Source organism: Bacillus sp. ZY-1-1 (genome assembly GCF_003047165.1).
In the GTDB taxonomy this organism is placed as follows: Bacteria; Bacillota; Bacilli; order Bacillales; family Bacillaceae; genus Bacillus; species Bacillus velezensis.
On record NZ_CP027061.1, the window covers coordinates 3,477,550 to 3,495,807 of the forward strand.

Consider the following 18,258-nt stretch of genomic DNA (forward strand, 5'->3'; position numbering starts at 1 on the left):
TTTGTTCTGTTTATGGAATATCGCAGCCTTGGACACCGGTATAAATCCTGAACCACTGATCATGGCTGAGTTTGTACGCGGATGCACGCACCGCGGCGGAAATGCGGTTCTCTTTTCCGCTGCCGACAATCGGCATGATGTCTGCCGGGTGGGTGAACAGCCATGCGTACATGACTTCGTCAATGGAAGCGGCGCCGATTTCTTCCTGTACGGAACGAAGCGCGGCACGGATTCGGAGGGCCTTATCTGATTGTCCTGTAAAGACGCTCCCGCCCGCAAGCGGTGACCACGCCATCGGCGGAATGCGTTTTTCCAGACAGAAATCCAGCGTGCCGTCATGAATATTTTCCAGCTTGTACGCCGAGATTTCAATTTGGTTTGTGATGAGCGGATCATCCAAATAAGATTCGAGCATTCTGTACTGGTGCGCTTTAAAGTTCGATACCCCGAAATATCTGACCTTGCCCGAGCTTTTCAGCGCGTGAAACGCTTCAGCCACAGCCTCCGGATCCATAAGCGGGTCCGGTCTGTGAATGAGCAGCACATCCAGATAATCCGTATTCAGATTCAAAAGCGACTGCTCCGCCGACGCTAAGATGTGAGACTTCGACGTATTATAATGATGCGACTTGTTTCCTGGCCGCTCCGGTGATTCAATGACAATCCCGCATTTTGTGACGATTTCGATTCGCTCCCTTATTGAAGGCGAAAGGGACAAAGCGCCGCCGAACAGCTTTTCACACGTATAACCGCCGTATATATCGGCATGATCGAAGGTGGTGATGCCTTGGCTGATACACCATTCAATCAGATTCAGCAGCTCTCCGTCTGAAACATTCCATTCGTTCAGACGCCAAAGCCCGTGTATCACTCTTGAAAATTCCAGGTCTTCAGCCAATTGAATGCGCTGCATGTGAAATCCCCCTTTTTCTTAGAGCCTCTTGTATCTCTGTTTTCAGGAATTGCCCATGCTGTTTCATTCTGCTTCGGCGGCCGATTTTCCTTTCAGCCCGCAAAAATCGTCATTTAATGATTCTGAAACTGCTTTTTCGCTTTTTCAACGACGTAATGGCTTCCGCCGCGTTTTTTGACGTCTTGAATCATCATCGCAATCAAGAGGTCTTTCTTTTTATAATCGTAACCGACAAACCAGCCGTTTTCTTTGCCGTCTTTATCTTCTTTAGACGTTTTCAGCTCGGCTGTACCGGTTTTTCCGGCTACGGTAATGCCGCTTACGGCCGGCTGATATGCAGAGCCGCGCGGATCTTCAACGACGCCTCTCAGCCCTTTCGTGATTTCTTCGGCATTGGCTTTCGACACCACTTGCTTATGCCAGATTTGCGGTGTTTTTTCTCCGTCTTTGATCAATGTCGGTTTGACGAGATTTCCGTCTGTTACAAATGCGGTATAGTCAGCCGCTAAGTGCAGCGGAGACATCAGCATCTGCCCCTGGCCGTAGCCCGTATCTCCGAGAAGGATCTCGGAATCAAGCTTGCCGTTAGCGATTGAGGACTTTTCAATCGGAAATTGGTACGGAATCTCTTCATCAAAGCCAAATGTTTTTAATCCTTTTGTAAACGCGTCCGCTCCGGCATCTATGGCATTTTGCGCAAAGTAGATGTTGTCCGATGTGATCAGCGCGTTTTCGAGATCCACTTCATTCAGGCGCTCTGATACGCGTGTGACATGGTAACCGCCCCAGCTCGAATCTTTCTGCCACTCTTTTCCGGTGATTTTTTTCTTTTCCGATGCTTTCAATGTGCCGTTTGTCAGGCCGACTGCCGCGGCAATCGGTTTAATCGTTGATCCCGGCGCATAAAGTTTGTTGAATTTCGCTGAAAACGGATTGTTTTTATCTTCATTCAGCTTTTTCCACTCTTTTCCGCTCCAGCCGAAAAGAAAGCCGTTCGGGTCATAAGACGGTGCGCTGACGAGCGCGAGTGTCTCTCCCGTTTGCGGTTCGAGGGCGACTGCCGCTCCGCTGTCATCTTTCATAGAATCATACAGCTTCGTCTGCGTTTTCATGTCAATCGTTACATGAATATCCTGCCCGCTTTCGGCTTTCTTTTCAGCAATGACCTCACCTGTTTGCGGGACGTAAATTTTCCAGCCGGTCTTGCCGCGCAGCTTGTCTTCATATACATTCTCAAGGCCGGCGATGCCGATTTTGGAAGTATCGCTGTATTGGCCGTCTTTCGCTTTTTTCAGCTGCTCCGCTGTGATGGTTTTAATATAGCCGGTCAGATGGGCCGCTTTTTCGCCGTACGGATAGTAGCGGGAGCTGACTTTCGTTTTCGTCACGCCGTCTAATGCAAGCAGGCTTTTGACCTTGCTTTCATCATCCGGTCTGATTTTTTGAATCGGGACATAGGAGTCGTCTTTTACCCAGCCCTGGTTCAGTTTGCTTTTGATATCGTCTTCAGAAAGGTCCAGTTTTTCAGACAGTTTTTTGATCACGCTGTCTTTATCCTTGCCGAGTTTCCCAGGGATAATGCCGATTTCCGGCACCTCGGTATTCACGGCGAGACCTTTTCCGTCTTTGTCGTAAATTTGTCCGCGCTTCGGTTCCTCATTTGCGATCTGCACGGTTTTGTCATCGGAAAGCTGTTTGAAAATAAAAGAAGGATTCCAGTCAATGTTCCATGATTCTCCATCGTCTGTTTTCTCTTTTTTCAGGACGGCCGTGTTTTCAAAAGCGACCTTCCCTGCTTTTGTATCCATGCTGACTTTATAATCGATGTGCTGGAGGTCATCTTTTTTCTTATCGTCTTCGTCCTGTTTTTCGGCAGTGACTTTCAGATTTTTGACCCCTGCTTGTTCATAAATGGTTTCATATCGTTTTACAAAATCCTTTTTGGATCGTTTTTTCTTTTCATCCTGGGTGAGGCTTTGGTACATCTTATCGTAATGACCGCCGTTCCAGTCTTTTACGAAATCTTTCATTCTGTCTTCGGCCGATTCCGTTTTCGAGCAGCCGATCAAACCTATGATTCCTGCGAGTAAAAGTAATAGGTATAACCCTTTTTTCACTGTCTATTCCCCTGCCTTCCAACTGTTATTTTCTCCTAAACCAAATCAGGCTGGCAAGGATTTTTTTCTCATAGCGTTTAAAATTTTTTTGTTTTTCCGGCCGTCACGGCCCATATTTTTATACAATGTATCTATTAAAAAAAGGAGGAATTTCAGATGATCAGAGAAGCAGCCATGCTGTATGTAAAAGAAGGTCTTGAGGGGGAATTCGAAGAGGCATTCCGCCGGGCGGAGCCGATTATCGCGGGCATGAAAGGTTATCTGTCCCATTCCTTGTCCAAATGTATGGAAAAGACGCATAAATATTTGCTGCTTGTGGAATGGGAGACATTAGAAGATCATACAAAAGGCTTTCGCGGATCGCCGGAATATCAGGAGTGGAAAGCCTTACTGCACCGTTTTTATTCACCATTTCCCGTTGTGGAGCATTTTCAGGATCTATCAGACTCAGATCGCGTGAAGCGTAAAACCGATTAAGGAGATCGACCATACAAAAACGGCGGTATAGATATTGAATTTCCCGGAGCCGTCGTTTTCTTTCCGTTTTTCCTCCAGCCCCTGAATGAACATGACCGCACCGAGAAACACGAGCATAACCGGCTGTATGACGGAGGTATGTTCCGCATACGTAAATGCGGCGGCCGCAAGTATAATAATCAGCATCGCGAGTGACAGTTTTAAGGCGCGCAGCAAAGCAATCCATCCTTTCTGTTATCATTTTTTGAACACAATTCTATTTCTGTCTTTATCCCCCATTATTCTAGCGTACTTTTTGCGCGGATAGAACGAAAGTCGGACAATTTTAAGTTTGTTTTAAGGAGCACGAAAAGCGCGCTCCCCATGAAAAGGAGCGCGCGGTTTATGAGCGGGCGAGGCTTCCGTATCCGAGCCCCCGCAGGACGCATGCCATGACTTCATACCCCTTGCTGTTGGGGTGTACGCGGTCATAAGAAAGATATTCATTCATTTTTCCTTTGAAAGCGCTGTGGACGTCGGCAATTTTGACGTGCGGCGCCGATGCGAGTGTGCTGAGGTGCGCATTATAAGAGGATATCCATTTTTCTGCAATGGAGATGCCCGGGAAAGGATTGTATAAATTGAAGACGCGTATCTCATAAGGAGACGGGTGCGGCCCTTTTAAGGCAGCAATCTTGGCTATCATCTTTTCAAAGTTCTCATGGCAGTGACTGGACACGCTGGTGAATACCGAAGCGTCCGATGTTTGCTGATATGCCTGAACCGAATCGATCAAATCGTTGCCGCAGCCTGTAATCGTAATCATATCAGCAGCCTGAATCCGCCTCTGAATATACGGGAAGGACATAAGCCCGAGAATTTCTCCCGTCTCAAGGCCTGATTTGGCAAAGATGGATACGTCGGTTCTTGTCTGTAAATCTTCTGCCATCATGCGCCCGAATCGCTGGACAAAACCGGCGGAAAACGGCCCGGATCCCCTCCCCGTCGTCAAAGAATCCCCCAGCGCCGTATAAACAAGTCCCATTTACTTTCCTCCACTCGTTACTATCGATATTGTAATGTACGCGAGTGAAGAAAAATTGGCTCGGTCAATAACCTAATTTCTCAGAAATATGCTGTGCGGCGTTTTTGACCTTTTCGGTTAAATACGGCAGCCTGTCCTCTGAAAACCGGGCTTCGAAGCCGGCGATGCTGATTCCGGCAGCCACCTTACCTTCGTGATTGAAAATCGGCGCCCCGATCGCCGCCGTATAATCTTCTAATTCCGAATAGCTGATCGTATAACCTGATTGCAAGGATCTTTCAATGGAGTGAAGCAGTTCAGCCCGATCCGTCATCGTGCCTGAGGCGATTGCGGTAAGCTTTGTCTTCTGAATGTATGTGTCAATCTCCTCTTCCGGCAGAAACGATAAAATGCTTCTGGCGCACGCTCCCGCGTACAGCGGCGACCGGCGGCCGATTGCCGTATACAGGCGGACGGTTTGGGTGCCTTCAATTTTTTCGACGTAAATGGCTTCATCCCCGTCCCTCATGATCAGCTGAACGGCCTCATCCACTTCGCTGCACAGCTCTTCCATAATCGGTTTGGCTATTTTCCTGATATCCAGACGTTCAGAGACGAGCTGGCCGAATTGTAAAAAGATCAGACCAAGCTGATAACGGCCGTCCGCCGCCCGGGTGAGAAACCCTGTTTCCTCCAGTGAGCTTGCCATCCGGTGAACCGAAGTCTTCGGCATTTCCGATAGAGAAACCAGCTCATTTAAGCTCAGGCTCGGTTCAGTGAGAAACAAATGAAGCAGTTCCATTGATTTGATGACGGTTTTGTTTTTGTTTTCCATGGTCTTTAGCCCCTTTGTCAGATCAGCCATTCCATTTTGAGCCTTGCTTTCAGCTCCTTCAGCTGCTGTTCCTTCTCCAAAAGCAGCATTTCCGCTTCCTCCAGCGAAACGGCCCGGAACGTAATATGTTCCCCCGGCATCGTTTGGGCGACGAGAGGAAGATCGGCGGATATGATATGCGCCATTCGCGGATAGCCCCCCGTCGTCTGTCTGTCAGCCAGCAGAATAATCGGATTGCCGTCCGGCGGCACCTGCACCGTTCCGAACGTCACAGCCTCAGATACCATTTCCAGCGGCTCCCGCAATTCAAGCGGAGCGCCCTTCAGCCGGTAGCCCATTCGGTCGGATTGAGGCGTGACCGTATATGACTCTTGATAAAAACGTAATTTTGCTTCTTCTGTAAAAGCATGAAATTGAGCGCCTTCAAGCACTCGTATGACCGGATTTTTTTTCAGCGGCAGAAACCCTCTGCTGCTGACAGACCAATCAGGCGCTGAGAAACCATGCTGTCCGAAAGAATCGCTCAGACGGTACGCGATTGATTCCGAACATGGCGTCATACGGCCGAGCGGCAGCTCATCATCTTTTTGCAGCGCTCTTCCGCAAAAGCCGCCGATCCCCGCTCTGACATACGTGCTTTTGCTTTCCATGACGGCGGGCACGTCAAATCCCCCCGCGACGGCGAGATAAGCGCGGCTCCCCATCTTGCACGGCCCGAATGAAACGACGCTGTTTTCCTTTATCAAAACCGGTTTCCACAGAGGGGCGCGCTCCCCATTAATATGAAAGGCGAAATCCGCCCCCGTAACGGCAATAACCGCGGGTTCTGAGAACTCAAAGGAAGGCCCTGGCCCCATAAGCGTAACTTCAAGCCCCGCCTCTTTTTCTTGATTTCCGGCAAGAAGATTGGCGATGCGCAGAGAGATCGTATCCATTGCGCCGCTTCCCAGCACACCGTATTTCTGATATCCCGTCCGCCCCGTGTCCTGAACCGTCGTCAAGAGACCGGGTTTTACCACTTTCATACTCATTCGGCTCCCTCCTTGATGCGTCTGTACTCCTCTGCTGTGATCCGGACGAATTTCACCGTATCGCCCGCTCTCAATAGACTCGGCGGATGTTCTTCCGGCCTGAAAAGCCGGAGCGGGGTGCTGCCGATCAGCTGCCAGCCGCCGGGAGTGGATATCGGATACACACCGGTCTGCATTCCCGCGATTCCTACTGAACCGGCCGGGATGGACGGCCTTGGCGACGCCTTTCTCGGCGCTCTGATCCGCTCAGACATTCCACCTAAAAACGGAAATCCCGGCGCAAATCCGAGCATATAAACGAGATATTCGCCTTCAGTATGAATGCGGATGACGTCTTCCGGGGTCAGATCGTTCATTTCAGCGACCTCTTCTAAATCGGGACCGAAATCTCCGCCGTAGCAAACGGGGATTTCCATCACCCGGCGCTCTTTTTTGCGGCCGGTCATTATATGGCTGAGACGTTCTGTCACTTCTTTCTTGACCAGGGCAAAAGGAGAAACGCCTTTTTTTATGTTTGAGACGGCAGACACGTCATAAAAGACCGTTAAGCTTGTGAATGCCGGAATACATTCAACGAAGCCCGGAAACGGCCGTTCTTCCATACAGGCTGCCGCCGCCTGCACCCGGCTGTTAACCTCTTCGCTGATGTGCCCGCCAAAGCGGATGATAACGGCGGAATCACCGTACGGCTGTATATCAAGCGCTGTATTTCCGCTATACTGCATCATTGTCATCACCTCGTTGTATTCTTTCTCACTTACAGGACAGTAAGCGATTCATTTTGTATATCGGTGATCAGCATGTGCCCCGGTGAATGTGTTATTACGATATCAGGCTTTGCTTCCATGATCACCGCCTGGGGTGTAACGCCGCAAGCCCAGAATACGGGAACTTCACCTTCCCGCACCGTTACGGCATCTCCGAAATCCGGCTGATGCAAATCGCTGATGCCGATGCTTTGCGGATTTCCGATGCGGACGGGGGCGCCGTGCACGGCGGGAAAACGTGACGTGACCTGCGCCGCGCGGACTGCCAGCCTTTCCGGAATCGGTCTCATGCTGACGACCATTTTTCCTGAAAACGGGCCCGCCGGAACACAGTCAATATTTGTTTTATACATGGGAACGTTCACGCCTTCATCGATGTGCCTGATCGGGATGTGCTGATTAATAAGGGCCTGCTCGAATGAAAAACTGCAGCCGATCAAAAACCCGACATAATTATCCTTCCAATACGGCGTAATATCCGTTACCTCTTCAGTAAGCACGCCATGCCGATAAATCCTGTATTTCGGAAAGTCCGTCCGGATATCAGCTCCCGGCGCCGCTATTGTCGGAACGGGTGAACCCGCATCCGTCACATCAAGCACCGGACAAGGCTTTTGATTGCGCTGACAGAATAAGAGAAAATCAAAGGCAAGATCCTTTTGCAAAACGACGAGATTGGCTTGTGCGTAAGAAGCGGCCAACCCCGCCGTCGGCCCGGTCATCTGCCCTTTCCTGATAAGCTGTCTGACTTCTTCGGGACTCATATCACTCATATGGTTTTTCATATCATCAGCTCCATAGCTGCGGCATTTGCGAGAATAATGTATAGATGCCCATAACCGCCATGACAACCACTACGATCGCCCCTGCAATCGTGAGCCAGATCGGATGCTTGTAATCGCCGACGATTTTTTTCTTATAGGCGCCCAACAGAATCATCGCTAATGCAAGCGGCAGAATTAAGCCGTTAAGCGAACCGACCGCGACCAGAATTTTGGCAGGCTGGCCGATCGTGACAAAAATAAGAGTGGATACGATGATAAAACCGATAATTACGCCATGTGAGTGCTTTTCGATTTTTGCCGAAAACGATTTGAAGAATGACACCGATGTATAGGCGGCGCCGATGACAGACGTGATAGCGGCAGACCACATGATGACGCCGAAAATTTTATAGCCGACATTTCCCGCCGCAAGCCGGAATACAGAAGCCGCGGGATTATCAGGATCAATGCGCAGACCCTTTGAAACGACGCCGAGCACGGCGAGAAACAGGGCAATCCGCATAACAGATGTAATCAAGACGCCTGTGACGGAGCTTTTCGTCACCTGAGGAATGACTTCCTTCCCCTGGATGCCTGAATCAAGCAAGCGATGGCCTCCGGCAAATGTAATGTATCCGCCGACCGTGCCGCCGACAAGCGTCACGATTGCCAGCACACTGATATGATCAGGCATAAAAGTTTTTACAACGGCGTGTCCGACCGGCGGAGCCGTCGTTACGGCAACATACACCGTCAATACGATCATGACGATTCCGGCGATCTGCATAAAACGGTCCATGACTTTTCCGGCTTCCTTTATGACAAAAATCAGCACCGCGACCGCTGCGCTGATTAAAGCGCCGATCTCCGGTTTGATTCCGAATAATACTTGAAGACCGAGACCCGCGCCGCCGATGTTTCCGATATTAAACGCAAGTCCGCCGAGCACGACCAGAAAAGCAATGGCATAACCGGCGCCCGGAAGCACCATATTGGCAATCTCTTGGCCGCGCTTTCCGGAAACCGCGATAATCCGCCATACATTGGTTTGCGCGAAGATGTCCAAAATAATAGAAATTAAAATGATAAAGCCGAAGCTTGCCGCCAATGTATTGGTAAACGTGGCCGTTTGCGTCAGAAAGCCGGGCCCGATTGATGATGTCGCCATCAAAAATGTCGCGCCTAAAAGAAGCGACCATTTGCCGGAAGCCTTTCCGGCTGTTTTTTTCTTTTGCTCCATGCTGTCTTCCTCCCTCTGCTGCTCAGTCTTTTGCAAGCGCGCTGATTTGAATGTCTGCCGCTTTTAATTCTTTTTTGATTGTTTTTGCGAATGTCAGCGCGTGGGCGCCGTCTCCGTGAATGCAGACCGTGTCCGCTTTCAGGTTTACAGCTTGTCCCTTACGTGATGTCACCGTGCTGTCTTTCACCATTTGAATCACTTGACCGACCGCTTTTTTGTCATCCTGAATCAGCGCATCCGGCTCTGAACGCGGCGTCAGCGTGCCGTCTTCCTGATAGGTGCGGTCCGCAAACACTTCGCTTGCCGTCCTCAGTCCGATTCGATCTCCCGCTTTAATCAGCTCGCTTCCGGAAAGCCCGAAAAGAATAAGTCCGGGATCAAAATGACAGACCGCCTGAGCGATGGCTTCTGACAGGCCGGGATTGACGGCGGCCATATTATATAAAGCGCCGTGCGGCTTCACATGCTGCATCTCGACACCTTCCGCTTTTAAAAACCCTGACAGCGCGCCGATTTGATACAGCGTCAGATCATACGCTTCCTCGGGCGTAATCGCGATCTGCCGCCGCCCGAATCCCTGCAGATCGAACAGCCCGGGATGAGCGCCGATTTTCACGCCTTTTTCCGCCGCAAGCGCAACCGTTTTGCGCATCACGCTAGGATCACCCGCATGAAAGCCGCAGGCGATGTTTGCAGATGTCACATAATCCAAAATCTCTTCATCCAGTCCGATTTTATAAGCACCGAAACTCTCTCCTAAATCACAATTGATGTCAATCTGAAACATAAGCTCCCTCCTGTATTGTAAACGTTTTATTTTATTATCATTCCGATATTTGGAATGACTATTCCGAATTGTTGGATTTCTCTTCATTATATTTAATTCTGACAAGTTTGAACATCCTTTTGTCAGAAAACCTACCATGGACCTAGTCACAAATCTGACAAAACAAAAAAGAGAGCCTCATGCTGAGACTCTCTCTTTTTTCTATTATAACACCCAGTGGCGGATCGCTTTGGCGACCCCGTTTTCCGTGTTGACATCAGTCACCCAGTCAGCTGTTTCTTTCACGATGTCCTGCGCGTTCCCCATGGCGACGCCGACACCCGCTTTTTCGATCATGGCAATGTCATTCAGACTGTCACCCATGGCCATCACATTTTCCATCGTGAAGCCGAGTTTTTCCGATACCTTCGCCAGCGCAGCCGCTTTGTTGATACCGAGGGCATTGACTTCGATGTTGATCGGACTTGAGTTTGTGATTTCGAGCTCCTTGTATTCCTTGAGCTCTTTCAGCACCTCATTCCGCACTTCATCATCCTCGATTTCGAACCCGAACTTGAGCCACTGATGATCCGTAATCGTTTCCGGGAATTCCCCTCTCCACACTCTATCGACGGTAGAGGCCCAGAAATTCGTGTTGTGCTTATTCCTCAGATCCCATAATTTTTGAATATGATCGGTATGAAGAAGCTTGCGCTCAACCAGCTCAAAGTTGGAATCCCAGATTTCGCTGCCGTTTGCCGTGATTAAAAAGGATGACAGCTCGAGAGACTCAGCCAGTTCGCGGCAGGTCATCAGCGTGCGTCCTGTGCTGATGACGACGTGAATTCCTTTCGCCTCCGCTTCCTTGATCGCCCGCCGGTTTTCCTCCGGGATGAGCTGCTCGTCATTGAGCAGGGTTCCGTCCATATCAATCGCGATCAGTTTAATATCTGCGTCTTCTCTTTGTATCGGCATATATGTACCTCACTTTTTATATTGTAGTCGTCTCTATTTTAATACATATGACCCACAGGAACAAAAAACCGCTTCCTGCGTTTGGCGGGGCGAGCGTTGAGGAAAAGAAATATTGAGGTGATGGAGGATGAAAGAAAGAAAACAAAAGAACAAACCGAATGAAAATCCTGAACATCATGATTTAACGGATCCGATTCCGCTGGAAGAGCTGAAGGAAAACGCCAATGACGAAAAACACAAACATGACCAGAGGGACAATTCACAAAGTGAGAGAGATTATGATACAAAATAACACGCTTGTCCGAAAGCCGCCGGTGGAGGCGGCTTTTTTTACGATGGCTGGATAAATATGCTGAGCTCCGCTTCCGCCACAGGCTTCCCGGCAACGGACGCTTTCGCCCGGCCGAACACAAAACCGCGTCTGATTCGCGTGACCTCAAAAAAAAGATCCAGACGGTCTCCCGGCAAAGCGGCACCTAACCTTTCCGCTTTCTTCACCGCGGATAAGAGACCGAGACCGTCACCGCCGGTAATTCCCGCGCAAGCCGCCGTTTGGGCCATTGCTTCAACGACGAGCGAAAATGGCATCTCTCTTTGGGATTCAGTTATAAACCAGTCATTTTCACTGATGTTTTTGTAAGCAGCCGCCCATTTTCCGGCTTCACTGTTCGTCGTGCCGTCAATCAAAAGAAACGGAAAACGATGGGGCAATAGCTTCTGATTCATCACGCAGCCTCCCTTCCCTCTCATTATAACGCAAGAAAAAACCCGCGTCCCCCCGACGCGGGTTCATTTTTATTGATTGAGCTTTTTGAGCACGATGCCGTGCAGCGGTTCATGCGGCTGAATACCGCAAATGTCTTGAAGAACGCCGCTCGTGCCTTTTTCCGCGATAAGCTTTTGCAGCTCAACCGCTTCCGGATCATCCTGATAGTCAAAGCGCAGGGCGGCGGCGATACCTTCCGCCAGCGCATTCGGTTCTTTTATTTTTTTGGCCGGCCCTACTAATCTGTCATTCGCTCCGAGTTTTCTGAGCGGTGATCTGGCGACTCTTGTCACATCATCCGTGATGTATTCATTATCAAAGCGGCTGATGATTTTTTTCATGTACTGCTCGTGTTCGGATTGCTTAAAGCCGTATGCTTTCACCAAGTACTCGCCCGTTTCTGAAAGTGCATCGTACACGACACGCCGGATTTCCGGATGGCCGATGGCCTCTTTGACGGTTTTTAATCCACGCTGATAGCCGACATACGCCGTGACGGCATGCCCGGTATTGACGGTAAACAGCTTTCTCTCAATGAAAGGCGTAAGATCATCCGTAAACAACGCGCCTTTAAGTACCGGCTGATCGCCGGCAAAGCCGGTTCTGTCTATGACCCATTCAAAAAACGGTTCTACGGATACTTTCAGCGGATCTTCATGGTGCTGAATCGGCACGATCCGATCTACCGCAGAATCCGGGAAGCCGACTGTCCGGTTCACGAGTTCCCGCTCCGCTTCCGTCAAATGTCCGAAAACTTCTTTTTTCAGAAAACTGCTGCCGCCGATCATATTTTCACAGGCAATGATATTGAGAGGCTCAGAGGACGTTCTGCGCTTCAGACCTTCCGCGATGGACGGGGCGATGAGTCTGAGAACGTTCGGGCCCACCGCCGTCGTAATGATCGCCGCTTCATTGATCAGCCCGTACAGCTCTTGTTCTTGCACCGCGCTGTTGATGGCTGAAACGGGGCCGATGATTTCTGTCTGCCTGCCGCCGTCGGCAAGCTCCACGGTATATTCCTTCTTTTCATTGAGAAGGCTGACCATCGTTTCATTCACATCAGCGAAAACTACGTCATAGCCGGAATGATGGAGCAGGGCGCCGATAAAGCCCCGCCCGATGTTTCCCGCTCCGAAATGAAGGGCAATCATGTCAGTTCACCTCGCTGAAAATAGCGGCCAGTTCTTCTTCCGTCTTTGCACTGATCAGCCGTTCGATGTTTTCTTCCTCTGAGCAGATGATGGCGATGTTTGACAGGATGTCTAAGTGTTCATTGTTTTTTCCGGCGATACCGAAAACGACCTTTGCCGTATTGCCTTCACCGTATTCCACACCGTTCGGAATCTGGATGACGGAAATGCCTGAATGAAGCACCTCATCCTTCGCATCTTCTGTTCCGTGCGGGATCGCAATGAAATTTCCCATAAACGTGGATGATGTTTCTTCACGTTCGAACATTTTTTCCACATAGCCGTTCTTCACGTAACCGTTATCAATCAACGTCTGTCCCGCCAGGCGGATGGCATCCTCTTTTGAGTTCACTGTCTGGTTCAGTTTGATGTTCGCTTTAGCCAATACTTCCATGATGAAGATCCCTCTTTCTGTTTGATTAGTTTTTAAGCTTTTCAATCAGTTCATCGTATTTCGGGCTGTTTAAGAAATTATCAACCGAAATGTGCACCGCCTGCGGCAGCTTCGCTTTCGCGCGGTCAGTCAGGTCCTTATGCGTAATGACGATATCCGCGTCATTCGGAAGATTATTGATCGACGTATTTGTCACATCAATATCCAGGTCTGCTTTTTTCACTTTGTTTCTTAAAATGGAGGCGCCCATTGCGCTCGATCCCATACCCGCGTCACATGCGAAGATAATGCGGCTGACTTGGTCAGCGGAAATATCAGCGGCGCTGTTTTCCGGCTCTTCCTCTTTGTCTGCCAATGCGGCCGCCGCTTCACTTTTCCTGCCTTTCATTTCCTGCATTTTTTCCGCCGCGGCTGTCAAATCTTCTTCGCCCGCTTTAGACGATTTCAGAATAAGCGCCGAGACGATAAACGATACGGCCGCGGCCACGATGACGCCCGCCAGCACGCCGAGATAGCTTCCTTTCGGCGTCAGCGCCAAAATGGCGATGATGCTTCCCGGAGATGATGCGGCGACAAGACCCGCGTTAAAGATCGAGAATGTGAGCAGTCCGCTCGCTCCCCCTGCGATCGCCGCGAGGATCAGCATCGGTTTCATTAAAATGTAAGGGAAATAGATTTCATGAATCCCCCCGAAGAAATGAATGATCGCCGCTCCCGGAGCTGTCGATCTTGAAGAGCCTTTCCCAAAGAACATATAGGCCAGTAAAATACCGAGTCCCGGTCCGGGGTTCGCTTCCACTAAGAACAGAATGGATTTTCCCGCTTTGGCGGCCTGCTCGATTCCGATCGGACTTAAAATGCCGTGGTTGATCGCGTTATTCAGGAACAGGACTTTCGCCGGCTCTACGAAAACGCTTGCAATCGGCAGCAAATTCGCGTGAACAATGACTTCCACACCCGCCGCCAGCAATTTGTTAAGAGACAGGACGACCGGGCCGATCGCATAAAACGCGATAATCGTCAGCACCGCGCCGATAATTCCCGCCGTGAAGTTGTTGATCAGCATTTCAAAACCCTGTCTGACTTTATCTTTAAATACACGGTCTAATTGTTTAATGAGATAACCGCCCAAAGGTCCCATAATCATTGCCCCTAAGAACATCGGAATGTCCGCTCCGACAATGACTCCGATGGCGGCCGTCGCTCCGACGACTCCCCCGCGGTGATCATAGATCATTTTTCCGCCCGTATATGCGATTAAAAGCGGCAGAAGATACGTAATCATCGGGCTTACCAATGTATTCAGCTGCGGATTCGGAAACCATCCCGCCGGAATAAACAGCGCAGTGATAATTCCCCATGCGATAAATGCGCCGATATTCGGCATGATCATACCGCTTAAATAACTGCCGAACCGCTGTATCTTCACTTTCATGCCAGCTTGCTGTTCTTGCTGCATGCTCATTCCCTCCCTGTTTGCCTGCCTTCAGATGAAAATAAATAAGACACGGGGTTTCTCTCTCCCCTGTGTCTTCATCATAAAACGCTTACAATCCTCATTCAATGAAAAGTAAAGAGGAGTTTGGCACAGAGACTGTGACAAATCCTTAACAAAAAAAGACACCTCATCAAAGGTGTCTTACCGCTTTCTGTATATAATGTGTCCTTTTGTGACGACGAGCTTGGCAATGAGCCGCTCACTGACAATAAACACCGGATACGCACATACGAGCGCGAAAATGGCGGCCGGCACATACCGCGCTGCCGGAAACATCGGCATGACGGCGGTTCTGGCCATCTGCACAAGATAAATCAAAAGCACCGTGATCGCAATGGCCGCAGCCATAATCGGAGCTGATACTTTATATTCACGCAATTTCACATGGCAATGCCCGCACTGAAACTGGCACGGGATCATCGATGATCTGACCATGTCGCCTGTAATCGGCTTGCCGCAGTTCGGGCAGGTCGTTTCTTTCATGTTTATTCCTCCATTCAACTCTTCTATTATAACAGAGTCTGACTGCGTGTTTTACATTTGTGATTGTTCAACATTTTTTCACATATTTTATCATCAGGCTCTTGTGTGCATTTGTGAAAACATCTACTCTTAGAGGGAGGTTCATCACTCATTCGCATAAAAAGGAGGATGCAGAATTGCTTCCGATTCACAGACAGCAAACCTTGCTTGAATGGCTGAAAGAAGAGGGCGCGCTGAAAATCTCTGACATAAGCGAGAAATTCGGCGTCTCCGAGATGACCGTGTACAGAGACGTCAATCAGCTGGCGGATGCAAACCGGATTATCCGGACACCCGGCGGCATTACGCTCCCTCCCGCTTCAGAACGAAGCGCCAATCAATGCGGCTATTGCCTGCGGCCGATTCAGCATTCGTATTCTGTTCAGCTTATTACCGTTTCACAAACCGTTGAGCAGATGTGCTGCATTCATTGCGCGATTTTGCGGTATGAGGATAAAAAGGATGAAGTGTCCCACGTCATTTGTAAGGATTTTCTTCTTCAGACGACGCTGACGGCAGCTTCCGCATACTTTTTAGTCCATGCCGATATTGACCTTCACTGCTGCCGGCCTCAGGCGATTCCCTTCTCAACGCTTGATTACGCAGAACGGTTTCAAAAAGGATTCGGCGGGGTCATTTGCACCTTTGACGAGGCGGCGGACATCATCTTACACGACAGGCAGAAGGGATGCACCTGCAGCAAGACATAACAACAACCAACCGGAAGGCGGTGTCATCATCCATGAGACAGAACAAACGCTGGCTCGTCTTTTTGCTGTTCCTTGTTTTGATTCCGAAAACAAGCTTCGCCCACGCCTACATCACAAACTCAAATCCGGGTGAGAACAGCGAATTAAAACAAGCGCCGAAGCAGATTGAAATTGAGTTTAATGAACAGATTGAAGAAGGCTTCCACTCCATTAAGGTCTATAATTCATCCGGCGAACGGGTTGACGCGGGCAAAACGGTGATTCAAAAAAATAATGCCCGCATCATGACCGCGGCATTGAAAAAAAATCTGCCGCATGATATTTACAGAGCGGAATGGAACGCGGTATCGGCCGACGGACATCCGGTATCCGGCGTCATCCCTTTCAGCATCGGAAAAGCCGGCGGAGAACTTCAGGAGCAGACATCATCGCAAGCGGCGCTTCATCCCGAAGCGGCCATCGACCGCGGTATTTTGTACACCGCTCTCTCCCTGTTTATCGGCACGGCTTTTTTCCATCTGTTTTGGTACAGAAATAATGAAGATTCATCAAAAGCAAAACGAACTGTAAAGCTGCTCGTGATTTCTTTATGTTTAACGGGGCTCGCGCTCGTGTGCCAGCTCCCGATCCAGACGAAAGAAAACGCGGGCGGCGCTTGGAGCGCCGCGTTTCAGCCCGACTATGTAAAAGAAACGCTTCTGAAAACGGCAGGCGGGTACGTCTGGATGATCCAGATCAGCTTATTTATCCTGCTCGCCCTGTCGATGATCCCGCTGCTGAAGAAGAAAACATTCCGGTCATTTGCGTACTGGACGGCGCCGCTGTTGCTCTTCTTCGCTTCGCTTTTGGCAAAAGCATTCGCCGGGCATGCGGCGGTCATTGACGAAAAAGCGGTCGGCATCGCGATGGACTTTCTCCATTTATCGGCCGCGTCTGTATGGATGGGCGGTATAGCCGCTCTTGTGCTGCTTCTTTCATCAGAGTGGAGAAAAACCGATAAAACCATCGCTTGGGAAACGGTCAGACGGTTTTCTCCTTGGGCGTTCGCCTCTGTCGGCGTGCTGTTATTTTCAGGTGTGCTGAACGGATTTTTCATTATCCGCTCGTTTGATTCACTCTTTCACACCGCTTACGGCAAGACGCTCCTTTTGAAAATCGGACTGTTTGTCATCATGCTTGCGCTCGGCGCCGTTCACGTATGGATGACGAAGTTCAGCAGAAAAAGGAGCATCAGCGCAACGATAAAGGCCGAATGGGCACTAGGCATTGCGGTGTTATTCACAACCGCCGTCTTCACAAGCCTGCCCAGTCCGCCTCCGCCCGCGCCATTGCCTTTTAACGGCTCAGAAACGATCGGAAACGGGGAGACCCTATCCTTGCACATTACGCCGAACCAGCCGGGTAAAAATGAATTTCAAGTCATTGTCACCGATCATAACGGCAGCTTGGTAAAAGACATTCAGCAATTTACGGTCACTGTTTACCAGACGGGCTTCAGCGGCAAACAGCATGAAAGCACCTTTGATTTGAAGAAGACGAAGGAAGGCACATTCGAAGCCGCCAACCTGTCCATCACCAAAAAGGGAAACTGGAAGATCAAAGTCCACGGGCTGACAAACGATTTTAATGAAATCAACCAAATATTCTCAACGACAAACTAAGGAGTGTATCTCATGTTGAAAAAAAAGGCTTTAATATTCATATCCGCCGTGACTCTGTCACTCGTCGGTTTTACGGCGGCAGCAAGCGCCCACGTCTCAGTCAAACCCGCGGAATCCGCGGCCGGTTCTTGGGAAACATACACGATGAAAGTGCCTGTGGAAAAGAATGAGCCGACAACGAAAGTCGTGCTGAAAATGCCCGCCGGCGTTGAATTTCAGCAGTATCAGCCGATTCCGGGCTGGAAAACATCCGTATCCAAACATGATGACAAAGCGGTCTCCGTCACTTGGGAAGCAAAGGACGGCGGCATTCAGCCCGGCCAATTCCAGCAGTTCACGTTCGTTGCGAAAAATCCTGAAAAGAGCGGAGATGCCGCTTGGGACGCTTACCAATATTACAAAGACGGCAGCATTGTAGAATGGACGGGGGATGAGAAAGCCGACACGCCTCACTCGATTACGAAAATCACGAAATCGGCCAGCGTGACGGATGCGCACGGAGCTGAACAGTCAAACGAAGAAAGCAAATCCGGCGTATCACCGCTTGATATTGCGGCCATCGTTCTGTCAGCTGCGGCGATTATCCTTTCCATCGCGGCGCTTGTAAAGAAAAAACGCGCGTAAGCAAA

Annotated in this window: 21 protein-coding genes; 5 read left to right on the plus strand and 16 right to left on the minus strand. The window is 49.8% G+C overall.

The annotated features are described in order from the left end of the window. Positions 1-10: 10 nt before the first annotated feature. Both C5I45_RS17450 and C5I45_RS17455 read right to left on the minus strand, forming a co-directional pair. Positions 11-913 (minus strand): aldo/keto reductase, encoded by a 903-nt coding sequence (locus C5I45_RS17450; RefSeq protein ID WP_043866837.1) that lies wholly within the window; start codon positions 911-913, stop codon positions 11-13. Between the two features lie 113 nt (positions 914-1,026). Then, positions 1,027-3,030, minus strand: coding sequence for a penicillin-binding transpeptidase domain-containing protein (locus C5I45_RS17455; RefSeq protein ID WP_014304355.1), 2,004 nt, complete (start codon positions 3,028-3,030; stop codon positions 1,027-1,029). Between the two features lie 156 nt (positions 3,031-3,186). Between C5I45_RS17455 and C5I45_RS17460 the strand changes: the two genes are divergently transcribed. After that, a complete protein-coding gene (locus C5I45_RS17460; protein ID WP_003156282.1) occupies positions 3,187-3,507 on the plus strand; it encodes an antibiotic biosynthesis monooxygenase family protein in 321 nt (106 codons plus the stop codon). Here the strand turns inward: C5I45_RS17460 and C5I45_RS17465 are convergent. The 9 genes from C5I45_RS17465 to C5I45_RS17505 form a co-directional block, all read right to left on the minus strand. Then, positions 3,478-3,693 carry a YczI family protein gene (locus C5I45_RS17465; RefSeq protein ID WP_369719110.1) on the minus strand — a complete coding sequence of 72 codons (216 nt, stop codon included), beginning with the start codon at positions 3,691-3,693 and terminating at the stop codon, positions 3,478-3,480. The two genes, C5I45_RS17460 and C5I45_RS17465, sit on opposite strands and share 30 nt — an antisense overlap. 196 nt (positions 3,694-3,889) lie before the next feature. Further along, a complete protein-coding gene (locus tag C5I45_RS17470) occupies positions 3,890-4,531 on the minus strand; it encodes a spore germination lipase LipC (protein ID WP_003156284.1) in 642 nt (213 codons plus the stop codon). Positions 4,532-4,595: 64 nt separating this feature from the next. Next, complete coding sequence (locus C5I45_RS17475; protein ID WP_014304354.1) at positions 4,596-5,345, minus strand: IclR family transcriptional regulator; 750 nt, start codon at positions 5,343-5,345, stop codon at positions 4,596-4,598. Positions 5,346-5,362: 17 nt separating this feature from the next. Next, positions 5,363-6,370 carry a 5-oxoprolinase subunit C family protein gene (locus C5I45_RS17480; RefSeq protein WP_107994599.1) on the minus strand — a complete coding sequence of 336 codons (1,008 nt, stop codon included), beginning with the start codon at positions 6,368-6,370 and terminating at the stop codon, positions 5,363-5,365. A 2-nt stretch (positions 6,371-6,372) separates the two neighbouring features. Continuing rightward, positions 6,373-7,104 (minus strand): 5-oxoprolinase subunit PxpB, encoded by a 732-nt coding sequence (gene pxpB / locus C5I45_RS17485; RefSeq protein WP_107994540.1) that lies wholly within the window; start codon positions 7,102-7,104, stop codon positions 6,373-6,375. Between the two features lie 29 nt (positions 7,105-7,133). Continuing rightward, a complete protein-coding gene (locus tag C5I45_RS17490; protein WP_057080610.1) occupies positions 7,134-7,928 on the minus strand; it encodes a putative hydro-lyase in 795 nt (264 codons plus the stop codon). Between the two features lie 4 nt (positions 7,929-7,932). After that, a complete protein-coding gene (locus tag C5I45_RS17495; RefSeq protein ID WP_025853756.1) occupies positions 7,933-9,147 on the minus strand; it encodes an NRAMP family divalent metal transporter in 1,215 nt (404 codons plus the stop codon). Positions 9,148-9,169: 22 nt separating this feature from the next. After that, on the minus strand, positions 9,170-9,934 hold the full coding sequence (locus C5I45_RS17500) for a 5-oxoprolinase subunit PxpA (RefSeq protein WP_003156290.1): 765 nt from the start codon (positions 9,932-9,934) through the stop codon (positions 9,170-9,172). 204 nt (positions 9,935-10,138) lie between these two features. Further along, positions 10,139-10,888, minus strand: a complete 750-nt coding sequence (locus tag C5I45_RS17505; RefSeq protein WP_003156292.1) for a Cof-type HAD-IIB family hydrolase — start codon at positions 10,886-10,888, stop codon at positions 10,139-10,141. Positions 10,889-11,015: 127 nt separating this feature from the next. Between C5I45_RS17505 and C5I45_RS17510 the strand changes: the two genes are divergently transcribed. Beyond that, complete coding sequence (locus C5I45_RS17510; RefSeq protein ID WP_003156294.1) at positions 11,016-11,180, plus strand: hypothetical protein; 165 nt, start codon at positions 11,016-11,018, stop codon at positions 11,178-11,180. A 38-nt stretch (positions 11,181-11,218) separates the two neighbouring features. Here C5I45_RS17510 and C5I45_RS17515 read toward each other — a convergent pair whose 3' ends face one another. The 5 genes from C5I45_RS17515 to C5I45_RS17535 form a co-directional block, all read right to left on the minus strand. Beyond that, entirely contained in the window at positions 11,219-11,614 is a 396-nt protein-coding gene (locus C5I45_RS17515) for a 3-hydroxyacyl-ACP dehydratase FabZ family protein (RefSeq protein WP_003156298.1), read from the minus strand. A 69-nt stretch (positions 11,615-11,683) separates the two neighbouring features. Further along, positions 11,684-12,805, minus strand: a complete 1,122-nt coding sequence (locus tag C5I45_RS17520) for a mannitol-1-phosphate 5-dehydrogenase (protein ID WP_032857712.1) — start codon at positions 12,803-12,805, stop codon at positions 11,684-11,686. 1 nt (position 12,806) lies between these two features. Continuing rightward, positions 12,807-13,238 (minus strand): PTS mannitol transporter subunit IIA, encoded by a 432-nt coding sequence (locus tag C5I45_RS17525; protein WP_003156302.1) that lies wholly within the window; start codon positions 13,236-13,238, stop codon positions 12,807-12,809. 25 nt (positions 13,239-13,263) lie between these two features. Further along, positions 13,264-14,703, minus strand: coding sequence for a PTS mannitol transporter subunit IIBC (locus C5I45_RS17530; RefSeq protein ID WP_101235263.1), 1,440 nt, complete (start codon positions 14,701-14,703; stop codon positions 13,264-13,266). Between the two features lie 174 nt (positions 14,704-14,877). Next, positions 14,878-15,219: a hypothetical protein gene (locus C5I45_RS17535; RefSeq protein WP_003156306.1), complete on the minus strand. Its 342-nt coding sequence runs from the start codon at positions 15,217-15,219 to the stop codon at positions 14,878-14,880. Between the two features lie 176 nt (positions 15,220-15,395). Here C5I45_RS17535 and C5I45_RS17540 point away from each other — a divergent pair, with 176 nt between their 5' ends. The 3 genes from C5I45_RS17540 to C5I45_RS17550 are packed head-to-tail and all read left to right on the plus strand — an operon-like array spanning position 15,396 to position 18,253. Then, positions 15,396-15,968 carry a DeoR family transcriptional regulator gene (locus tag C5I45_RS17540; RefSeq protein WP_032857706.1) on the plus strand — a complete coding sequence of 191 codons (573 nt, stop codon included), beginning with the start codon at positions 15,396-15,398 and terminating at the stop codon, positions 15,966-15,968. A 32-nt stretch (positions 15,969-16,000) separates the two neighbouring features. Further along, positions 16,001-17,629 (plus strand): copper resistance CopC/CopD family protein, encoded by a 1,629-nt coding sequence (locus C5I45_RS17545; RefSeq protein ID WP_107994541.1) that lies wholly within the window; start codon positions 16,001-16,003, stop codon positions 17,627-17,629. 12 nt (positions 17,630-17,641) lie between these two features. Continuing rightward, positions 17,642-18,253: a YcnI family copper-binding membrane protein gene (locus C5I45_RS17550; RefSeq protein WP_070081368.1), complete on the plus strand. Its 612-nt coding sequence runs from the start codon at positions 17,642-17,644 to the stop codon at positions 18,251-18,253. The last annotated feature ends 5 nt before the right edge of the window (positions 18,254-18,258 follow it).